Source organism: Variovorax sp. CAN15 (assembly GCF_030462475.1).
Classification (GTDB): Bacteria; Pseudomonadota; Gammaproteobacteria; order Burkholderiales; family Burkholderiaceae_C; genus Variovorax.
Genome location: NZ_JASMRZ010000053.1, coordinates 1 through 17,849, shown reverse-complemented (window position 1 = coordinate 17,849; position 17,849 = coordinate 1). Strand labels below are relative to the sequence as shown.

Sequence of the window (17,849 nt, the reverse complement as noted above, 5' to 3'; positions counted from 1 at the left end):
TGTGTGCGCTGGTGTCCGCAATGGTATGTTGAGTCCGCTGGCCCATCCATCGCCTGTGCGACGGACATTCGTGCGGCTCAGGCGGCGGAAGACTTCGACGAATCTTCGGTGTGAGCGGCCGCTGCCCGCGGCTCGCTTGCCAGCGCGAATGATAGCGAGACTTGTGCCCCCGCTACAGCCCCATCGACGACGCGGTTGGAAAGCTCGATGCGCGCGCCATGCTCGTCGGCGATCTTCTTGACGACCGCGAGGCCCAAACCAGTACCTTTTGTTTTCGTGGTGACGTAGGGCTCGAAGGCGCGCTTGAGAATGTTCTCGGCAAAGCCGGGACCGCTGTCCTGCACGGTCAGGCGCACGCGCTGCCCCGAGTCGCCCAGCCGCGTGCGGATGGTGACTTCGCCCGTCTTGCCCGTTCCGCTCGCAGCGGCTTCCGCGGCGTCCTGCGCGTTTTGCAACAGGTTGTGTATGACCTGGCGGATCTGCTGCGCGTCGCCCCTGATGGGTGGGCAGCGCTCGTCGAGCTCCGAGCGCAACGTGATCGGCAGGTTCTCCGCGCTGTAGAGCTGCAGCACATCGGTCAGCAAGGCGTTCAGGTCCACAGGCTTGAGGTCGGCAGCGGGCAATCGCGCGTAGTCGCGGAATTCGTTCACCAGCCGCTTCATCGCGTCGACTTGGTCGACGATGGTCTTCACCGACTTCACGAGCACAGCCTGCTCGGGCGGCTGGACCTTCCCGGAGAGCTTCATCTCGAGCCGCTCGGCCGAGAGCTGGATCGGCGTGAGCGGATTCTTGATCTCATGCGCGAGGCGGCGCGCGACCTCGCCCCAGGCCTGCGCGCGTTGTGCCGAGACGATCTCGGAGATGTCGTCGAACACCAGCAGACGCGCGGCGCCGGGCAACTCCGCGCCGCGCGCGACGATGTTGATGGCACCGTCCTGCTGCGGCAGATCGGTGCCGGAAGCATGCAGCTCGAAAGCGTGCTGCCAGTGATCGAGGCCGTGCTGCATGCGCTCGACAAGAAAGTCGTCGAACTGCTGCTGCACCCTGGCGCCGAACTCTGCCAGCCCCGGTACCTCGATGAGTGGCCGGCCCTCGTAGGCCGCGAGCGGCGCGCGCAGCACGCGGGTCGCGCCCGGGTTGGTGGACAGCACGGTGCCCTTGGCGTCGAGCACGATCACGCCGGAAGTCAGGTTGTCGAGGATGGTCTGCAGGTTGGCGCGCGCGGCGTCGAGCTGGCCCATGGTCTTCTCGACCGCGCCGCGGGCGTCGGCCAGCTGCTGGGTCATGACGGCGAAGGAGCGCGTAAGGCCACCCAGCTCGTCCTTGCCCTGCAGCACGGCGGTGGGCCGCAGGTCGCCGGCCGCCACCTGGCGCACGCCTTCGGCCAGCACGAGCAGCGGTCGCGCGAGCTGGTTGCCGAAAAGCACGGCGAGCAAGACCGCGCCGAACACGGCGAGGAACAGACTCAGCGTGAGCGTGCCGATGTACATGCGGCGCAGACCTTCGCGCGCGAGCGCCCGCTCCTGGTATTCGCGGTTGGCCTCCTGCACGGCGAGCGCGTTGGCGACCACGGCCGGCGGCAGCGGCCGGGTGACCTGCAGATAGCGCGGCGCGGTGTCGAAGTCGAAGCCGGGCCGCTGCACCATCGCGAGCGCACGCACGCTCGCGGCCGGCGGGGTCGTGCCCGGCGCGGCGGTTTCATCCAGCCCCTCGACATGCGCGACGGCACGCTCGGGACGCACCTGCCGGAACTGCTGCTGGGTCGGGCGGTCGGGATTGAGCTGGAAGCGCGAGGTGCCGGCACTGGCCACGAGCTGCCCGGAGCCGGTCCAGAGGATCACGTCGCTCGCTTCGAGCTGGTCGCGGATGCGCTCCAGCACCAGGCCGGCGCTCGCGTCGGGCACCTGCGCAAGCTGTGCGCTGGCGCTGCGCGTCTTCACGGCCAGGTCGTCGGAGAGCGAGTCGAGCGTGGCCCGTCCGAGGTTCAGGCCCGCATCGAGCGCACCCTCGACCTTGACGTCGAACCAGCTCTCGATCGAGCGCGCGACGAACTGGTAGGACACCACGTAGACCAGCGCCCCAGGCACCACGCCCACCAGCGCGAAGATAGCCGCCAGCTTGATGAGCAGCCGGCTGCCGAACTTACCCTGCCGCAGCCGCCGCAGCAGGCGGAAGGCGACCCAGCCGATCACCAGCACCAGCAGTACCGCCACCACGACATTGATGCCGAAGAGGCGCACGTAATAGCGTTCGTACAGCGCGCGGTTGTTGGTGGCCTGCGCCAGCAGGAACATCAGCACGAGGCCAATGGCCGTGACCAGCGCGGCGCCGACGCCGATGGCCCAGCGCCTGGCGCGCGCGCGGCTCGCGGCAGGCGTGGCGGCCGCGCCGCTGCGCCCGGAAGCGCTCACTTCTGCTTCTCCAGCGGAAGCTTGGCCGTGCGCTCGACGGCGATGTTCCAGTCCGCCTGGCCAACCACGCCGATCTGGAACGGGCGCGGCAGCTGCGAGGTGTCGAGCCGGAAACGGAAGGTGACCTGGTGCTGCGGGTCGTCACCGATCTCGGCGATGTCGCCCATCCGCAGCCGGCCGACACGCTTGATGGCTTCGAGCGCGTCTCCGAGGGTGTCGAAGTTCTGGTTCAGCGAGATGCCCAGGCCGGCCGCGCCGGTCATGGGCGCCGCCGACACGTTGAGCCGCCAGCGTCGCGTGAGCGGCTGGTAGGCGAGCCGCATGTGGCGCGTGACCTGCGCGACCTTGCGGTCGGTCCAGTACCAGCGTTCCTGGAAGAGTTCGGCCTCTGCCACGAAATAGATGGCGATGCCCTTGTCGAGGACCTCCTCGACCAGCGACGGCAGCTCGAACTGCACGGTGCCGCTGAAGTAGATGCCGTCGTCCGCCTGCTCCAGCCGCATCTGTGTGATCGTGGCGCCGCTGCGGCCCTGGGCGGATGCCGTGGTCGGCAGGAAGGCCATCCACATCGCCCAGATCCACAGCAGGACGGGCAGCGCAAGGACCAGCCCGCGCTCTCGCTCAACGCGGACGCTTTTCGAGCAGGGCGTAGAAAAAGCCGTCGTGGTCACCAGAGGCATTGTCCGGGACGCCACGGGCATTCGACCCGCTTTGGGGCAGCAAATGGCCGGGCGATGGCAGCAATCGTGCGTTGGTGTTGTGTACAAGAAACGCATCAATTTGTTGCGAACCCTCTTCGCGGAACACGGAGCAAGTGCAATAAAGAAGCCGCCCGCCCGGCCGCACCAGGGGCCACAGCGCGGCCAGGAGCGCGGTCTGCCGGGCGGCGAGCTGGGCGGTATCGCTCTCGCGGCGCAACCAGCGCACGTCGGGATGGCGCCTCACGATGCCCGAGGCGGTGCAAGGCGCATCGAGCAGGATGGCGTCGAAAGGCGTGCCGTCCCACCACTGGTCGGGCCGACCTGCATCGGCAACCAGCACCTTGGCCTCGAGCCCGAGGCGCGCCAGGGTGTCATCGATGCGGCGGCTGCGGACGGCATCGATTTCCAGCGCGGTGACGTCGAGGGCGCCGGGGTTCGCCATTTCGAGCAGGTGCGCGGTCTTGCCGCCGGGGGCGGCGCAGGCGTCGAGCACGCGAAGCGGCGCTGCGCCGGGTCTTGCCGGCAGTAGGCCTTCGAGCAGCAGCGGTGCGGCCATCTGCGCGGCCCCGTCCTGCACCGAGCACGCGCCGTCGGCAAAGCCGGGCAACTGTTGCACGGGCCGGGCGCGCGCCAACTGCAGGCCACTGGGGCCCACGCGCGTCGCGCCCAGGCCGGCGGCTTCCAGCTCGGTCAGATAGGAAGCCGCGGTCGTCTTGCGGACGTTGACCCGCAGCGTCATCGGCGCCTGCGCGTTGTCGGCGGCCAGCACCCGCTGCCACTCGCGCGGATGGTCGCGCTTCAGGCGCTCGATCCACCAGCGCGGATGGTTCCACTGCGCAACGGGTTCGGAGTCGGTCGCGGCCACGAGCTCGTCGCGTTCGCGCAGGAAGCGCCGCAGGCAGGCGTTGATGAAGCTCGCCTGAGCCCGCGTCGCAGGATTGCGCTTGGCGGCCTCGACAGCCTGATCGACCAGCGTGAAAGGCTCGTAAGGCGCATGCGAGGCGTCCCACGCGAGCGCCAGCGCGGTGCACAGCAGTGCATCAGGCAGGGGCGGCGGAGTGCGCCTGGCCAGGTGGCGGCGCAGTGCCTCGGCGCGGCCGAGCCAGCGCAGCACCTGGAAGCCGAGCGATTGCACGCCGGGCCGCAGAGCTGGCTCGACGGCTTCGAAAGCCACGGAACCCGACGTGCCGGCACGGATGGACGCCAGCGCCGCGGCAGTCAGTTGCAGCTGGCGCCAGAGCGGGGGCTGTTGCAGCGGCGGCGTGTCGCCATGGCCTCTGCGGGAAGGGTCGGAGGGTAGTTCTGACAAGTTGGGGCGATGGTAACGGGCCGGCCAAAGGCCGGACTTCGTACATGGAAAGTGAAGAACAGGAAATGCCGTAGCGGGCGAGCATCGGCCGTTAGGGCCTGGCTGGGCTCACCGCAGCGGCGCCGCCGGACGCAGACGCACGGCCCATGCCACCAGCAGCGCCGGAAACTGTGCGATGGCGGCGTTGTAGTGCGCCACCGCCTGGTTGAACTGGCTGCGTGCGATCTCGGCAGCGGCGGAGGGTTCGGGCCAGCCGATCGGCTCGGCGGCGCCCGGCACCACGGCTGTCGTCGCTCCGGGCAGCAGTTGCGCGGGCCGCGACAGCGTGCCATAGGCGTCGAACACCGTCACCTGGTCGGGATGCTGCCGCTGCCACGCGCCGATCCAGACCTGCAATGCGGTCGCCAGCGCGGCCATGCCGCCCGTATCCAGTGGACGCAGTCGGGTCGCGCCCAGCAGGGTGGCGAGCTGCGCGGTCGCCGCCTGCAGTGGCGCGATGGAGGACAGCGATTCGCCGGCCGGCGCCGCGTCGGGCGGAAGACCGGCCGCGATGCTGGCCTGCACGAAATCCAGCTGCTTGCCCAGCGCGGCATCGAGCTGGCCGTAGGCCTGCAGCACAGCCGCGCGCAGGCGGACCAGCCGGTTGTAGGCCCCCACAAACCAGAACAGCAGGACCGCGATCACGATCCAGCCGGCCAGCGATTCGGGCAACACGCTCATCGACGACAACGCCTCTTCATCATGCGAACAAGGGGAACAAAGAAAAACGCCCCCCAACCGGGGCGGTCGGGGGGCGTGGTGTACCGGTCATGGCCGGTGATGCTAACCAGTTATTCGGTCGCAGCGCCTTCGCTGGCGTCCGCCGTGCTGGCAGCTGCATCGCTTTCACCGGAGCCAGCCAGTTCGGCCGCTTCCGATTCGGCGATGGCGCGGCGCTCGGCCTCGTCCATGGCGTCCTTGACCTTGCGTGCCTGGTGGTACGCCATGCCGGTGCCCGCGGGGATCAGGCGGCCGACGATGACGTTTTCCTTCAGGCCGCGCAGTTCGTCGCGCTTGCCCATGATCGCGGCTTCGGTCAGCACGCGCGTCGTTTCCTGGAACGAAGCGGCCGAGATGAACGAGTCGGTCGACAGCGATGCCTTCGTGATACCCAGCAGCAGGTTGGTGAACGTCGCGGGGATCTTGCCTTCGGCGCGCAGGGCGTCGTTGGTGTTGAGCATTTCGCTGCGTTCGACCTGTTCACCGGAGATGTAGCTCGTGTCGCCGGCGTTGTCGACCACGACGCGGCGCAGCATCTGGCGAACGATCACCTCGATGTGCTTGTCGTTGATCTTCACGCCCTGCAGGCGGTACACGTCCTGCACTTCGTCCACGATGTAGCGCGCCAGCTCTTCCGAACCCAGCAGGCGCAGGATGTCCTGCGGGTCCGCCGGGCCGTCGACCACGGATTCGCCCTTGTTCACCACCTGGCCTTCGTGCACCAGGATGTTCTTTTCCTTCGGCACGAGGTCTTCCCAGACCGTGCCTTCCGGATCGGTGATCTGCAGGCGGATCTTGCCTTTGGTCTCCTTGCCGAACGACACCGTACCGGTCATTTCGGCCAGCATGCCCTTATCCTTCGGCGAGCGGGCTTCGAACAGCTCGGCAACGCGCGGCAGACCGCCGGTGATGTCGCGGGTCTTCTGGCCTTCGACCGGAATGCGCGCCAGCACTTCGCCGGGGCCCACGTCCTGGCCGTCACGCACCTGCACCAGCGCGCCGATCGGGAAGCCGATCGTCACCGAGTGGTCGGTGCCCGGGATCTTCACTTCGGCGCCGGATGCGTCGATGAGCTTCACCTGCGGACGCACGACCTTGGCAGCGCCGCGGCGCTTCGGATCGATCACCACCAGGGTCGACAGACCGGTCACTTCGTCCACCTGCTTCGCAACCGTGAGGCCTTCCTCGACGTTCTCGAACTGCGTCTTGCCGGCGAACTCGGTAATGATCGGGCGGGTCAGCGGGTCCCAGTTGGCGAGCACGTGGCCGGCCTTGATCTGCTGGTCTGCCTTGACCGTCAGCGTGGCGCCGTACGGCACCTTGTGGCGCTCGCGCTCGCGGCCGTGCTCGTCGTGGATGACGATTTCGCCCGAACGCGAGATCACGACCAGCTCGCCCTTGCTGTTGGTCACGTAGCGCATCGTGGCGTTGAAGCCGATCGAACCATTCGACTTGGCTTCCACGCTCGAGGCGATGGCGGCGCGCGAAGCGGCACCACCGATGTGGAAGGTACGCATCGTCAGCTGCGTGCCGGGTTCGCCGATGGACTGGGCGGCGATCACACCGACGGCTTCGCCGATGTTGATCAGGCCGCCGCGGCCCAGGTCGCGGCCGTAGCAGGTCGAGCAGATGCCGAAGCGGGTCTCGCAGGTCAGCGCGGTGCGCACCTTGACCTCGTCGACGCCCTGCGCTTCCAGCGCCTCGATGGTGTCCTCGTCGAACATCTCGCCGGCCTTCAGCAGCACCGAACGGTTCTCCGGGTGCAGCACGTCGTCGGCAGCGGTGCGGCCGAGGATACGGTCGCGCAGCGATTCGATCACTTCACCGCCCTCGACGATGGCGCGCATCAGGTAGCCGCTGTGCGTGCCGCAGTCCTGCTCGGTCACGACCAGGTCCTGCGTCACGTCGACCAGGCGGCGGGTCAGGTAGCCCGAGTTCGCCGTCTTCAGCGCCGTGTCGGCCAGGCCCTTTCGGGCACCGTGGGTGGAGATGAAGTACTCCAGCACGTTCAGGCCTTCGCGGAAGTTCGCGGTAATGGGCGTCTCGATGATCGAGCCGTCCGGCTTGGCCATCAGGCCGCGCATGCCGGCCACCTGGCGGATCTGGGCCGCGGAACCGCGGGCGCCGGAGTCGGCCATCATGTAGATCGAGTTGAAGGACTCCTGCTCGACTTCCTTGCCGTGGCGGTCGATGACCTTCTGCTTCGACAGCTTGGCCATCATGACCTTCGACACTTCGTCGCCGGCCTTGCCCCAGATGTCCACCACCTTGTTGTAGCGCTCGCCGGAGGTCACGAGACCGGAGACGTACTGCTGTTCGATCTCCTTCACTTCCTTGGCCGAGCGCTCGATGATGCCGTGCTTCTCCGAAGGCACCAGCATGTCGTCGATGGCGATCGAAATGCCGGCCTTGGTCGCCAGGCGGAAGCCGTTCTGCAGCAGCTTGTCCGCGAAGACGACGGTTTCCTTCAGGCCGCACTTGCGGAACGAGACATTGATGAGCTTGGAGATTTCCTTCTTCTTCAGCGCCTTGTTGATGTTCGAGAACGGCAGGCCCTTCGGCAGGATCTCGGACAGCAGCGCGCGGCCCACGGTGGTGTCCACGAGCGAGGTCGACGGCACGAATTCGCCGGTTTCCTTGTTCTTGGTGTATTCCGTGATGCGCACGGCCACCCTGGCGGTGAGTTCGACTTCGTTGGCGTCGAGCGCGCGCTGGACTTCACCGATGTCGGAGAAGATCAGGCCCTCGCCCTTGCCGTTGATGCGGTCGCGGGTCGTGTAGTACAGACCCAGCACCACGTCCTGCGAAGGAACGATCGACGGTTCGCCAGAAGCCGGGAACAGCACGTTGTTGGAGGCCAGCATCAGCGTGCGGGCTTCCATCTGCGCTTCCACCGACAGCGGTACGTGGACGGCCATCTGGTCGCCGTCGAAGTCGGCGTTGAATGCCGCGCAGACGAGCGGGTGCAGCTGGATCGCCTTGCCTTCGATCAGGATCGGCTCGAAGGCCTGGATGCCCAGGCGGTGCAGCGTCGGAGCGCGGTTCAGCATGACCGGGTGCTCCTTGATGACCTCTTCCAGGATGTCCCAGACCACCGGCGTGCCCGATTCGACTTCCTTCTTGGCAGCCTTGATCGTCGTCGCGATGCCCATGGCTTCGAGGCGCGAGAAGATGAAGGGCTTGAACAGCTCGAGCGCCATCAGCTTCGGCAGGCCGCACTGGTGCAGCTTGAGCGTCGGGCCCACCACGATGACCGAACGGCCCGAGTAGTCGACGCGCTTGCCCAGCAGATTCTGGCGGAAGCGGCCGCTCTTGCCCTTGATCATGTCGGCAAGCGACTTCAGCGCGCGCTTGTTGGCACCCGTCATGGCCTTGCCACGGCGGCCGTTGTCCAGCAGCGAGTCGACAGCCTCCTGCAGCATCCGCTTTTCGTTGCGCGCGATGATTTCCGGAGCCTTCAGCTCCAGCAGGCGGCGCAGGCGCGAGTTGCGGTTGATGACGCGGCGGTACAGGTCGTTCAGGTCGGAGGTCGCGAAGCGGCCGCCGTCCAGCGGCACCAGCGGACGCAGGTCCGGCGGCAGCACGGGCAGCACGTCGAGCACCATCCACTCGGGCTTGATGCCCGACTTGCGGAAGGCTTCCAGCACCTTCAGGCGCTTGGAATTCTTCTTGACCTTGACTTCGGAGCCGGTCAGGTCGCCGCGCAGGCGTTCGATCTCGCTGTCGAGTTCGATGCCTTCGAGCAGGTCCTTGATGCCTTCGGCGCCCATCTTGGCGACGAACTCGTCACCGTATTCCTTGCGCTTCGCGTCGTAGTCGTCCTCGGACATGATGCCGAACTTCTTCAGCGGGGTCATGCCGGGATCGGTGATCACGTAGGCTTCGAAGTACAGCACGCGTTCGATGTCGCGCAGCGTCATGTCGAGCACGAGGCCCAGGCGCGACGGCAGCGACTTCAGGAACCAGATGTGGGCGCAGGGCGCGGCCAGGTCGATGTGACCCATGCGCTCGCGGCGCACCTTGGTCTGCGTGACTTCGACGCCGCACTTCTCGCAGATAACGCCGCGGTGCTTCAGGCGCTTGTACTTGCCGCACAGGCACTCGTAGTCCTTGATGGGGCCGAAGATCTTGGCGCAGAAGAGGCCGTCGCGCTCGGGCTTGAACGTGCGGTAGTTGATCGTCTCGGGCTTCTTCACCTCGCCGAAAGACCACGAACGGATCTTCTCGGGCGAAGCCATGCCGATCTTGATGGCATCGAAATGCTCATCGGGCGTGAATTGCTTGAACAGGTCGAGTAGCGATTTCATAAGACTCTTTCCCTTTTCAAATTAGGAACGCTCGAGCTCGATGTCGAGACCCAGCGAACGGATTTCCTTGACCAGCACGTTGAACGATTCCGGCATGCCGGCTTCGATCGAGTGCTCGCCCTTGACGATGCTCTCGTACACCTTGGTACGGCCTTGCACGTCGTCGGACTTCACGGTCAGCATTTCCTGCAGGACGTAGGCGGCGCCGTAAGCTTCCAGCGCCCACACTTCCATTTCCCCGAAACGCTGGCCGCCGAACTGCGCCTTGCCGCCCAGCGGTTGCTGCGTGACGAGCGAGTACGGGCCGGTGGAGCGGGCGTGCATCTTGTCGTCCACGAGGTGATGCAGCTTCAGGAAGTGCATGTAGCCCACGGTGACGGGACGCTCGAACTGGTCGCCGGTGCGGCCGTCGAACAGGTACGCCTGTGTGCGCGTCTCGGTCAGGCCCTTGGCCTTGGCGATGTCGTCCGGATAGGCCAGCTTCAGCATGCCGCGGATTTCCTCTTCCGAGGCGCCGTCGAACACCGGTGTCGCGAAGGTCGCGCCGTTCTGCAGGTTCGCAGCCATCTCGAGCAGTTCGGTGTCGCTCAGCGAAGCGATGTTCTCCTGGCGGCCCGAGCCGTTGTACAGCTGCTCCATGAACTTTCGCAGCTCGGCCACCTTGGCCTCCTGCTGCAGCAGGTCGCCGATGCGCTGGCCCACGCCCTTGCCGGCCCAGCCCAGGTGCACTTCGAGAACCTGGCCCACGTTCATCCGCGAGGGCACGCCCAGCGGGTTCAGGCAGATGTCGCACGGCGTGCCATCGGCCATGTGGGGCATGTCTTCGACCGGAACGATCTTCGACACCACACCCTTGTTGCCGTGGCGGCCGGCCATCTTGTCGCCGGGCTGCAGGCGGCGCTTGACGGCCAGGTAGACCTTGACCATCTTGAGCACGCCAGCGGGCAGCTCGTCGCCCTGCGTGAGCTTCTTGCGCTTTTCTTCGAATGCGAGGTCGAAGCTGTGGCGCGTCTGCTCGAGCGAGTTCTTGATCGACTCGAGCTGCGTCGCCACTTCGTCTTCCGCCGGGCGGATGTCGAACCAGTGGAACTTCTCGACCGACGACAGGTAGGCCTTGTCGAGCTTGGTGCCCTTGGCCAGCTTGTTCGGGCCGCCGTTGGCGACCTTGCCGGTCAGCAGCTTCTCGATACGGTCGAACGCGTCGGCTTCGACGATGCGAAGCTGGTCGTTCAGGTCGAGGCGGAAGCGCTTGAGCTCGTCGTCGATGATCTGCTGGGCACGCTTGTCGCGCTGGATGCCCTCTCGGGTGAACACCTGCACGTCGATCACGGTGCCTTGCGAGCCCTGGTCCACGCGCAGCGAGGTGTCCTTCACGTCCGAAGCCTTCTCGCCGAAGATGGCGCGAAGCAGCTTCTCTTCAGGCGTCAGCGTGGTCTCGCCCTTCGGCGTGACCTTGCCCACCAGCGTGTCGCCCGGCTGCACTTCGGCGCCGACATAGATGATGCCGGACTCGTCGAGGCGGTTGAGCTGCTGCTCGGCCAGGTTCGGGATGTCGCGCGTGATTTCTTCTGCGCCCAGCTTCGTGTCGCGGGCCATCACCACCAGTTCCTCGATGTGGATCGAGGTGTAGCGGTCTTCGGCGACCACGCGTTCCGAGATCAGGATCGAGTCTTCGAAGTTGTAGCCGTTCCAGGGCATGAACGCGATCAGCATGTTCTGGCCGAGAGCCAGTTCGCCGAGGTCGGTCGATGCACCGTCGGCCACCACGTCGCCCTTGGCAATCTTGTCGCCGCGCTTGACGATGGGACGCTGGTGGATGTTGGTGTTCTGGTTCGAACGCTGATACTTGATCAGGTTGTAGATGTCCACACCGACTTCACCTGCAGCCGCTTCGGCGTCGTTCACGCGCACCACGACACGGGTCGCATCGACGTAGTCGACGATACCGCCGCGGGTGGCCGTGACCACGGTGCCAGAGTCGACCGCGGAGACGCGTTCGATACCGGTACCGACCATCGGCTTTTCGGGGCGCAGCACAGGCACGGCCTGGCGCTGCATGTTGGCGCCCATCAGCGCGCGGTTCGCGTCGTCGTGCTCGAGGAACGGCACGAGCGATGCGGCCACCGACACGATCTGCGCGGGCGACACGTCCATGTACTGGATGCGTTCGGCACCGACCAGGATCGATTCGCCGGCTTCGCGCGCGGAGACCAGGTCGCCGGTCAGCACGCCGTCCTTGTCCAGGGCCGCGTTGGCCTGGGCGATGACGTACTTGCCTTCCTCGATGGCCGACAGGTAGTCGATCTCGTTGGTGACCTTGCTGTCGACCACGCGACGGTACGGCGTCTCGATGAAGCCGTATTCGTTCAGGCGGGCGTACAGGGCCAGCGAGTTGATCAGGCCGATGTTCGGGCCTTCAGGCGTTTCGATCGGGCACACGCGGCCGTAATGGGTCACGTGCACGTCGCGCACTTCGAAGCCTGCACGTTCGCGCGTCAGACCACCCGGGCCAAGGGCCGACACGCGGCGCTTGTGGGTGATTTCGGACAGCGGATTCGTCTGGTCCATGAACTGCGACAGCTGCGAGGCACCGAAGAATTCCTTCAGCGCGGCCGAGATCGGCTTGCTGTTGATCAGGTCGTGCGGCATCAGCGGCTCTTGTTCCGCTTGACCCAGACGTTCCTTCACGGCCTTCTCGATGCGTGCCAGGCCGGTACGGTACTGGTTCTCGGCCAGTTCGCCGACGCAACGCACGCGGCGGTTGCCCAGGTGGTCGATGTCGTCGACTTCGCCGTTGCCGTTGCGCAGGTCCACGAGGATCTTGACCACGGCCAGGATGTCTTCGTTCGTCAGCACCATCGGGCCGGTCGATTCGTCGCGGCCGACCTTGGCGTTGAACTTCATGCGGCCGACGCGCGACAGGTCGTACGTGTCCGGGTTGTAGAACAGGCGCTGGAACAGCGCTTGCACGGCGTCTTCCGTCGGCGGCTCGCCGGGGCGCATCATGCGGTAGATGGCCACGCGGGCGGCGAATTCGTCCACGGTTTCGTCGATGCGCAGGGTCTGCGAGATGTACGCGCCCTGGTCGAGTTCGTTCGTGTAGATGACCTGCACGTCCTGCACGCCGGCGGTGCGCAGCTTCTTCAGCAGCGCTTCGGTCAGCTCGTCGTTGGCCTTGGCCAGGATTTCACCGGAGTCGGCGTCGACGATGTTGCGGGCGATCACGCGGCCGATCAGGAAGTCCTCCGGCACGCTGATGTGCGTGGTACCGCCCTGCTCGAGTTCGCGCGTGTGGCGCGCGGTGACGCGCTTGTCCTTGGCGACCACGACCTTGCCCGACTTGTCGGTGATGTCGAAGCGCGCGACTTCGCCGCGCAGGCGCTCGGGGACGAACTCCATCTGCGCGCCGCTGTCCATCAGGCGGAAGTTGTCGTTCACGAAGAAGTTCGCGAGGATCGATTCCGGGTTCAGGCCGATGGCCTTCAGCAGGATCGTGACCGGCATCTTGCGGCGACGGTCCACGCGGAAGTACAGCATGTCCTTCGGGTCGAACTCGAAGTCGAGCCACGAGCCGCGGTAGGGAATCACGCGGGCCGAGAACAGCAGCTTGCCCGAGCTGTGCGTCTTGCCCTTGTCGTGCTCGAAGAACACGCCGGGCGAGCGATGCAGCTGCGACACGATCACGCGCTCGGTGCCGTTGATGATGAACGAACCCTTGTCCGTCATGAGCGGCACTTCGCCCATGTAGACCTCTTGCTCCTTCACTTCCTTGACCACCTTCGACTGCGAGGTCGACGACTCGCGGTCATAGATGATGAGCTGGACCTTGGCGCGCACGGCCGACGCAAAGGTCAGGCCGCGTGTCTGGCATTCGCGCACGTCGAAAGCGGGTTTCGCGAGGTTGTACTCGAGGAACTTCATCTCGACAAAACCGTTGTGCGAGACGATCGGGAAAGCGGCGTCGAACGCGGCCTGCAGGCCTTCGACGGTACGTTGTTTCGGGGGAATGCCGGCTTGCAGGAACGCGGTGTACGCGTCTTTCTGCATCTGCAGCAGGTAGGGGATTTCTACGACGCTGTCGCGATTGCCGAAACTTTTTCGGATGCGCTTGCGTTCGGTGTAACTGTACGCGGACGATTGGGCCATGAGAGCTCCGGTGCTTGAGATCTTCAGCGACTTGTCAGCAGTGCCGGGGCACCACTGCTTGGCGGCTGGCCACTACCAGCCGTTGGCGGACAGCGATGCGTTGCACATCGCCCGAACCAAGGGGTCTTCTGCAGTCGGGGTCAGAAGACACTCAAAAGACATCTTGTTGCGGCTTTTCCGTCGGCATCCGGGCCTTCGGGAAAACCGGCAGCGAGCCGGCTTTTGAGTGCGCTCTGAAAGCGGCAAAGGCTGGAGGGCCTTTTCAGGCACCTCCAGCCCTCCAGGGGGTCTGAATTACTTCAGTTCCACCTTGGCGCCGGCGTCTTCCAGCTTCTTCTTGGCGGCTTCAGCGTCAGCCTTCGACAGGCCTTCCTTGACGGCCTTGGGAGCGGCTTCCACCAGGTCCTTGGCTTCCTTGAGGCCCAGGCCGGTGATTTCGCGCACTGCCTTGATCGCCGAAACCTTGTTCGCGCCAGCATCCATCAGCATGACGTTGAACTCGGTCTTCTCTTCGACCGCAGCAGCAGCGGCACCGCCACCACCAGCGGCCGGAGCGGCCATTGCAGCGGCGCTCACGCCGAACTTCTCTTCGATGGCCTTGACCAGGTCGTTGAGTTCCAGGACCGTCATGCTGTCGAGCGCGGTCAGAAATGCGTCTTTATCGAATGCCATTTTTGTTTCCTAACAATTGGGTTGAATGTTTCAAACGCAGGCTCAAGCGGCCTGTGCTTCTGCCGGTGCATCGGCGGGTGCAGCTTCGCCACCACCACGCTTCTCGGCCAGCGCCGCGAGCACGCGGGCGGTACGAGAGATGGGGGATTGCATCAAGCCCAGCAGTTGCGCCAGCAGCACTTCCTTCGAAGGGATGTTGGCCAGTTGCTTCACGCCGTCGACGTCCAGGGCCTTGCCACCGAAAGCGCCGCCGCGAATGACCAGCTTGTCGTTGGTCTTCGCGAAATCGGCCACCACCTTGGCGGCGGCCACAGCGTCTTCGGAGAAGCCGTAGATCAGCGGACCGGTCATCTGGTCGCCAACAATCTCAAACGCGCTACCTGCGACAGCACGGCGTGCCAGGGTGTTCTTCAGAACACTCAGAGTCACACCCTTGCTGCGCGCTTCGTTGCGCAGTTTGGTCATGTCGGCCACCGTGATGCCACGGTATTCCGCCATCACGAGCGTTTGAGCTTTTGCGGCGAGGCTGGTCACATCACTGATGACCGCTTCTTTCTCACTGCGATTCAGACTCAAGGTCTACTCCTTTTAATGCGACCATCGGCCGGAGCCTCGGATCGCGCTTCATGCAGCGACCAACTGTCAGGAACAAAAACCAAATTCCTTGCAGCGGGATCGCCATCTGCGCTGGATACCGGACAGGGAGGTCCGGCGATTAAGTGCAGCACCCTGCACACCAGCGGTCTTGGATGGCCCGCGGCAACCAAAGCCGCCGCGACCCACCACATCCGCCCCACCCTTGCGAGGTGGAGCAAATCTCTTTAGCTCGCCGAGATGGTTTGCGTGTCCACGCGGACACCCAGACCCATGGTCGACGACACGGCCACCTTGCGCAGGTACACGCCCTTGCTGGTCGCCGGCTTGGCCTTGACCAGAGCATCGATCAGCGCGGCGAGGTTGCCTTGCAGCTTGTCGTTGTCGAACGAGCGGCGGCCGATCGTGCCGTGCACAATGCCGGCCTTGTCGACGCGGAACTGAACCTGGCCAGCCTTGGCGTTCTTCACTGCCGTAGCGACGTCCGGGGTCACGGTGCCGACCTTCGGGTTCGGCATCAGGCCGCGCGGGCCGAGGATCTGGCCGAGCGTACCGACGACGCGCATGGCATCGGGGGCAGCGATCACGACGTCGAAAGGCATGTCGCCAGCCTTGACCATGGCAGCCAGGTCGTCCATGCCGACGATGTCGGCGCCGGCGGCCTTGGCCTCTTCAGCCTTGGCGCCTTGCGCGAACACGGCGACGCGCTTGGTCTTGCCGGTGCCGTTGGGCAGCACGACGGCGCCACGCACGACCTGGTCCGACTTCTTCGCATCGATGCCGAGCTGGACAGCCACGTCGATCGATTCGTCGAACTTGGCGGTGGCAGCGTCCTTGACGATGGTGATCGCGTCAGCCAGCGGATACAGCTTGTTGCTGTCGACCTTGCCTTCGAGCGACTTTTGCTTCTTGGTGATCTTGGACATTTACACGCCCTCCACATTCACGCCCATCGAACGGGCGGTACCGGCGATGGTGCGAACTGCTGCGTCCATGTCGGCCGCGGTCAGGTCCTTCATCTTGGTCTTTGCGATCTCTTCGAGCTGGGCGCGCGTGATCTTGCCAACCTTGTCGGTGTGCGGACGTGCGGAACCCTTGTCGAGCTTGATGGCCTTCTTGATCAGCACGCCGGCCGGCGGCGACTTGATGATGAAGGTGAAGCTCTTGTCGGCGAAAGCGGTGATGACCACCGGCAGCGCCAGACCCGGCTCGTAGCTCTGCGTCTGCGCGTTGAACGCCTTGCAGAATTCCATGATGTTCAGACCGCGCTGACCGAGTGCGGGACCGATCGGCGGGGACGGGTTGGCCTTACCAGCTGGCACTTGCAGCTTGATGAAGCCGACGATTTTTTTCGCCATGCTTTGCTCCTTGCGGGTGATATCGCCTTGGCTTGCGGCCGAGGCTCCCCGGGGTTAAACGACTCTTCGGGATCAAGACCGCGCGCCGAGTCGGACAGCGCGCAGCCGGAAACAATGACACCGGCGCAAAGGCCGGTGGGTCGTCAGGTCTTTTCGACCTGGCTGAATTCGAGTTCCACAGGGGTCGCGCGGCCGAAAATCATGACCGACACGCTGACCTTGCTCTTCTCGTAGTTGACTTCCTCGACCGTGCCGTTGAAGTCGGTGAACGGGCCTTCCTTGACGCGCACGAATTCGCCGACGGTGAATTCGACCTTGTGGCGCGGCTTTTCAGTGCCCTGCTGCATCTGGCTGACGATGTCCTCGACCTCTTTCTGCGAGATCGGAGCTGGACGGTTCTTGGCGCCGCCCACGAAACCCGTCACCTTGTTGGTGTGCTTCACCAGGTGCCAACTCTCGTCGTCCATGATCATTTCGACCAGCACGTAGCCCGGGAAGAAGCGACGCTCGGTAGTACGCTTCTGGCCGTTCTTGATTTCGACCACTTCTTCGGTCGGAACCAGGATGCGGCCGAACTTGTCCTGCATGCCAGCGCGGTTGATGCGCTCGGTGATATTGCGTTCCACGGCCTTTTCCATGCCGGAGTAGGCATGCACCACGTACCAACGCAGATCGGGGTTGGCAGCAGGGGCAAGCACGGAGGTGTTTTCTTCCTCCGGTGCACCCGCCGTGGTTTCAACTGCATTCACTGGATCAGCGGTCATTTATTTTCTCCAGCCCAGAATGAGGTCGAAAAACACCCATTCGAGCGTCTTGTCGGTGAGCCAGAGGAAGACGGACATGATCGCCACGAAAGCGAACACATAGGCCGTCATCTGAATCGCTTCCTTGCGGGTCGGCCAGACAACCTTTCTGACCTCGCGCCACGAGTCGCGGCCGAATGCCCACAACTGACGGCCATTCTCCGAACTACCGAAGGCAGCAACCGCCGCGGCCAAACCCACCAGCAGTGCAGCCCACTGCACCAGCGAACCCTGACGCGACAGCAGGTAGAACGCCACAATGGCCCCCACCGCCAGCACGACCGCCGCGGCCAATTTGGCCTTGTCGGCACCAGTGCTCACCGTTTCGATTTGAGAAGTGGCCATGTTCGGCTGTTTTCCTGTGACCCTGAGGCCTTCAATTCAATGCGTCTCTTGAGACGCCGAAGCCCGTCGGGACGCGACGGGCTTTTCGGAGTGCCACTTAGGTGGCAGGGGCAGTAGGAATCGAACCTACAACCTTCGGTTTTGGAGACCGACGCTCTGCCAATTGAGCTATACCCCTCCGGTACTCTTCGCGCTCGGCTTAGATGTCGAGGATCTTCGCCACGACGCCCGAACCCACGGTACGGCCGCCTTCACGGATGGCGAAGCGCAGGCCTTCTTCCATCGCGATCGGGTTGATCAGCTTCACGGTGATGCTGACGTTGTCGCCGGGCATGACCATTTCCTTGTCCTTGGGCAGCTCGATCGCGCCGGTCACGTCCGTCGTGCGGAAGTAGAACTGCGGACGGTAGTTGTTGAAGAACGGCGTGTGACGGCCGCCTTCAT

The 17,849-nt window shown here is 64.9% G+C and carries 12 protein-coding genes, 1 tRNA gene and 1 pseudogene; all 14 read right to left on the bottom strand.

The annotated features are described in order from the left end of the window. Window positions 1–77 precede the first annotated feature (77 nt). The gene (locus tag QMO14_RS24035; RefSeq protein ID WP_301510236.1) at window positions 78–2,411 is read right to left on the bottom strand and encodes an ATP-binding protein; all 2,334 of its coding nucleotides are present in this window, start codon (window positions 2,409–2,411) and stop codon (window positions 78–80) included. Next, the gene (locus QMO14_RS24030; RefSeq protein WP_301510255.1) at window positions 2,408–2,974 is read right to left on the bottom strand and encodes a DUF4390 domain-containing protein; all 567 of its coding nucleotides are present in this window, start codon (window positions 2,972–2,974) and stop codon (window positions 2,408–2,410) included. The genes QMO14_RS24035 and QMO14_RS24030 overlap by 4 nt, the downstream gene beginning before the upstream one ends. 58 nt (window positions 2,975–3,032) lie before the next feature. Continuing rightward, window positions 3,033–4,319: a 16S rRNA (cytosine(967)-C(5))-methyltransferase RsmB gene (rsmB, locus tag QMO14_RS24025; RefSeq protein WP_301510254.1), complete on the bottom strand. Its 1,287-nt coding sequence runs from the start codon at window positions 4,317–4,319 to the stop codon at window positions 3,033–3,035. Between the two features lie 210 nt (window positions 4,320–4,529). Then, window positions 4,530–5,141, bottom strand: a complete 612-nt coding sequence (locus QMO14_RS24020; protein WP_301510235.1) for a lema family protein — start codon at window positions 5,139–5,141, stop codon at window positions 4,530–4,532. Between the two features lie 110 nt (window positions 5,142–5,251). Beyond that, a complete protein-coding gene (rpoC, locus tag QMO14_RS24015) occupies window positions 5,252–9,487 on the bottom strand; it encodes a DNA-directed RNA polymerase subunit beta' (RefSeq protein WP_301510233.1) in 4,236 nt (1,411 codons plus the stop codon). Window positions 9,488–9,508: 21 nt separating this feature from the next. Continuing rightward, a complete protein-coding gene (rpoB, locus tag QMO14_RS24010) occupies window positions 9,509–13,633 on the bottom strand; it encodes a DNA-directed RNA polymerase subunit beta (RefSeq protein WP_301510231.1) in 4,125 nt (1,374 codons plus the stop codon). A 294-nt stretch (window positions 13,634–13,927) separates the two neighbouring features. Then, window positions 13,928–14,305: a 50S ribosomal protein L7/L12 gene (gene rplL / locus QMO14_RS24005; RefSeq protein ID WP_280814954.1), complete on the bottom strand. Its 378-nt coding sequence runs from the start codon at window positions 14,303–14,305 to the stop codon at window positions 13,928–13,930. Window positions 14,306–14,347: 42 nt separating this feature from the next. Next, on the bottom strand, window positions 14,348–14,881 hold the full coding sequence (gene rplJ, locus QMO14_RS24000) for a 50S ribosomal protein L10 (RefSeq protein ID WP_301510229.1): 534 nt from the start codon (window positions 14,879–14,881) through the stop codon (window positions 14,348–14,350). Window positions 14,882–15,126: 245 nt separating this feature from the next. Then, the gene (gene rplA, locus QMO14_RS23995; RefSeq protein ID WP_081269557.1) at window positions 15,127–15,825 is read right to left on the bottom strand and encodes a 50S ribosomal protein L1; all 699 of its coding nucleotides are present in this window, start codon (window positions 15,823–15,825) and stop codon (window positions 15,127–15,129) included. Then, window positions 15,826–16,257 (bottom strand): 50S ribosomal protein L11, encoded by a 432-nt coding sequence (rplK, locus tag QMO14_RS23990; protein ID WP_019658337.1) that lies wholly within the window; start codon window positions 16,255–16,257, stop codon window positions 15,826–15,828. 143 nt (window positions 16,258–16,400) lie between these two features. After that, window positions 16,401–17,021 (bottom strand): transcription termination/antitermination protein NusG, encoded by a 621-nt coding sequence (gene nusG, locus QMO14_RS23985; RefSeq protein WP_301510225.1) that lies wholly within the window; start codon window positions 17,019–17,021, stop codon window positions 16,401–16,403. After that, entirely contained in the window at window positions 17,022–17,405 is a 384-nt protein-coding gene (secE, locus tag QMO14_RS23980) for a preprotein translocase subunit SecE (protein WP_301510224.1), read from the bottom strand. A 102-nt stretch (window positions 17,406–17,507) separates the two neighbouring features. Beyond that, a tRNA-Trp gene (locus tag QMO14_RS23975) sits at window positions 17,508–17,583 on the bottom strand. A gap of 21 nt (window positions 17,584–17,604) precedes the next feature. Next, window positions 17,605–17,849: pseudogene (gene tuf, locus QMO14_RS23970) on the bottom strand (elongation factor Tu); the annotation flags it as partial.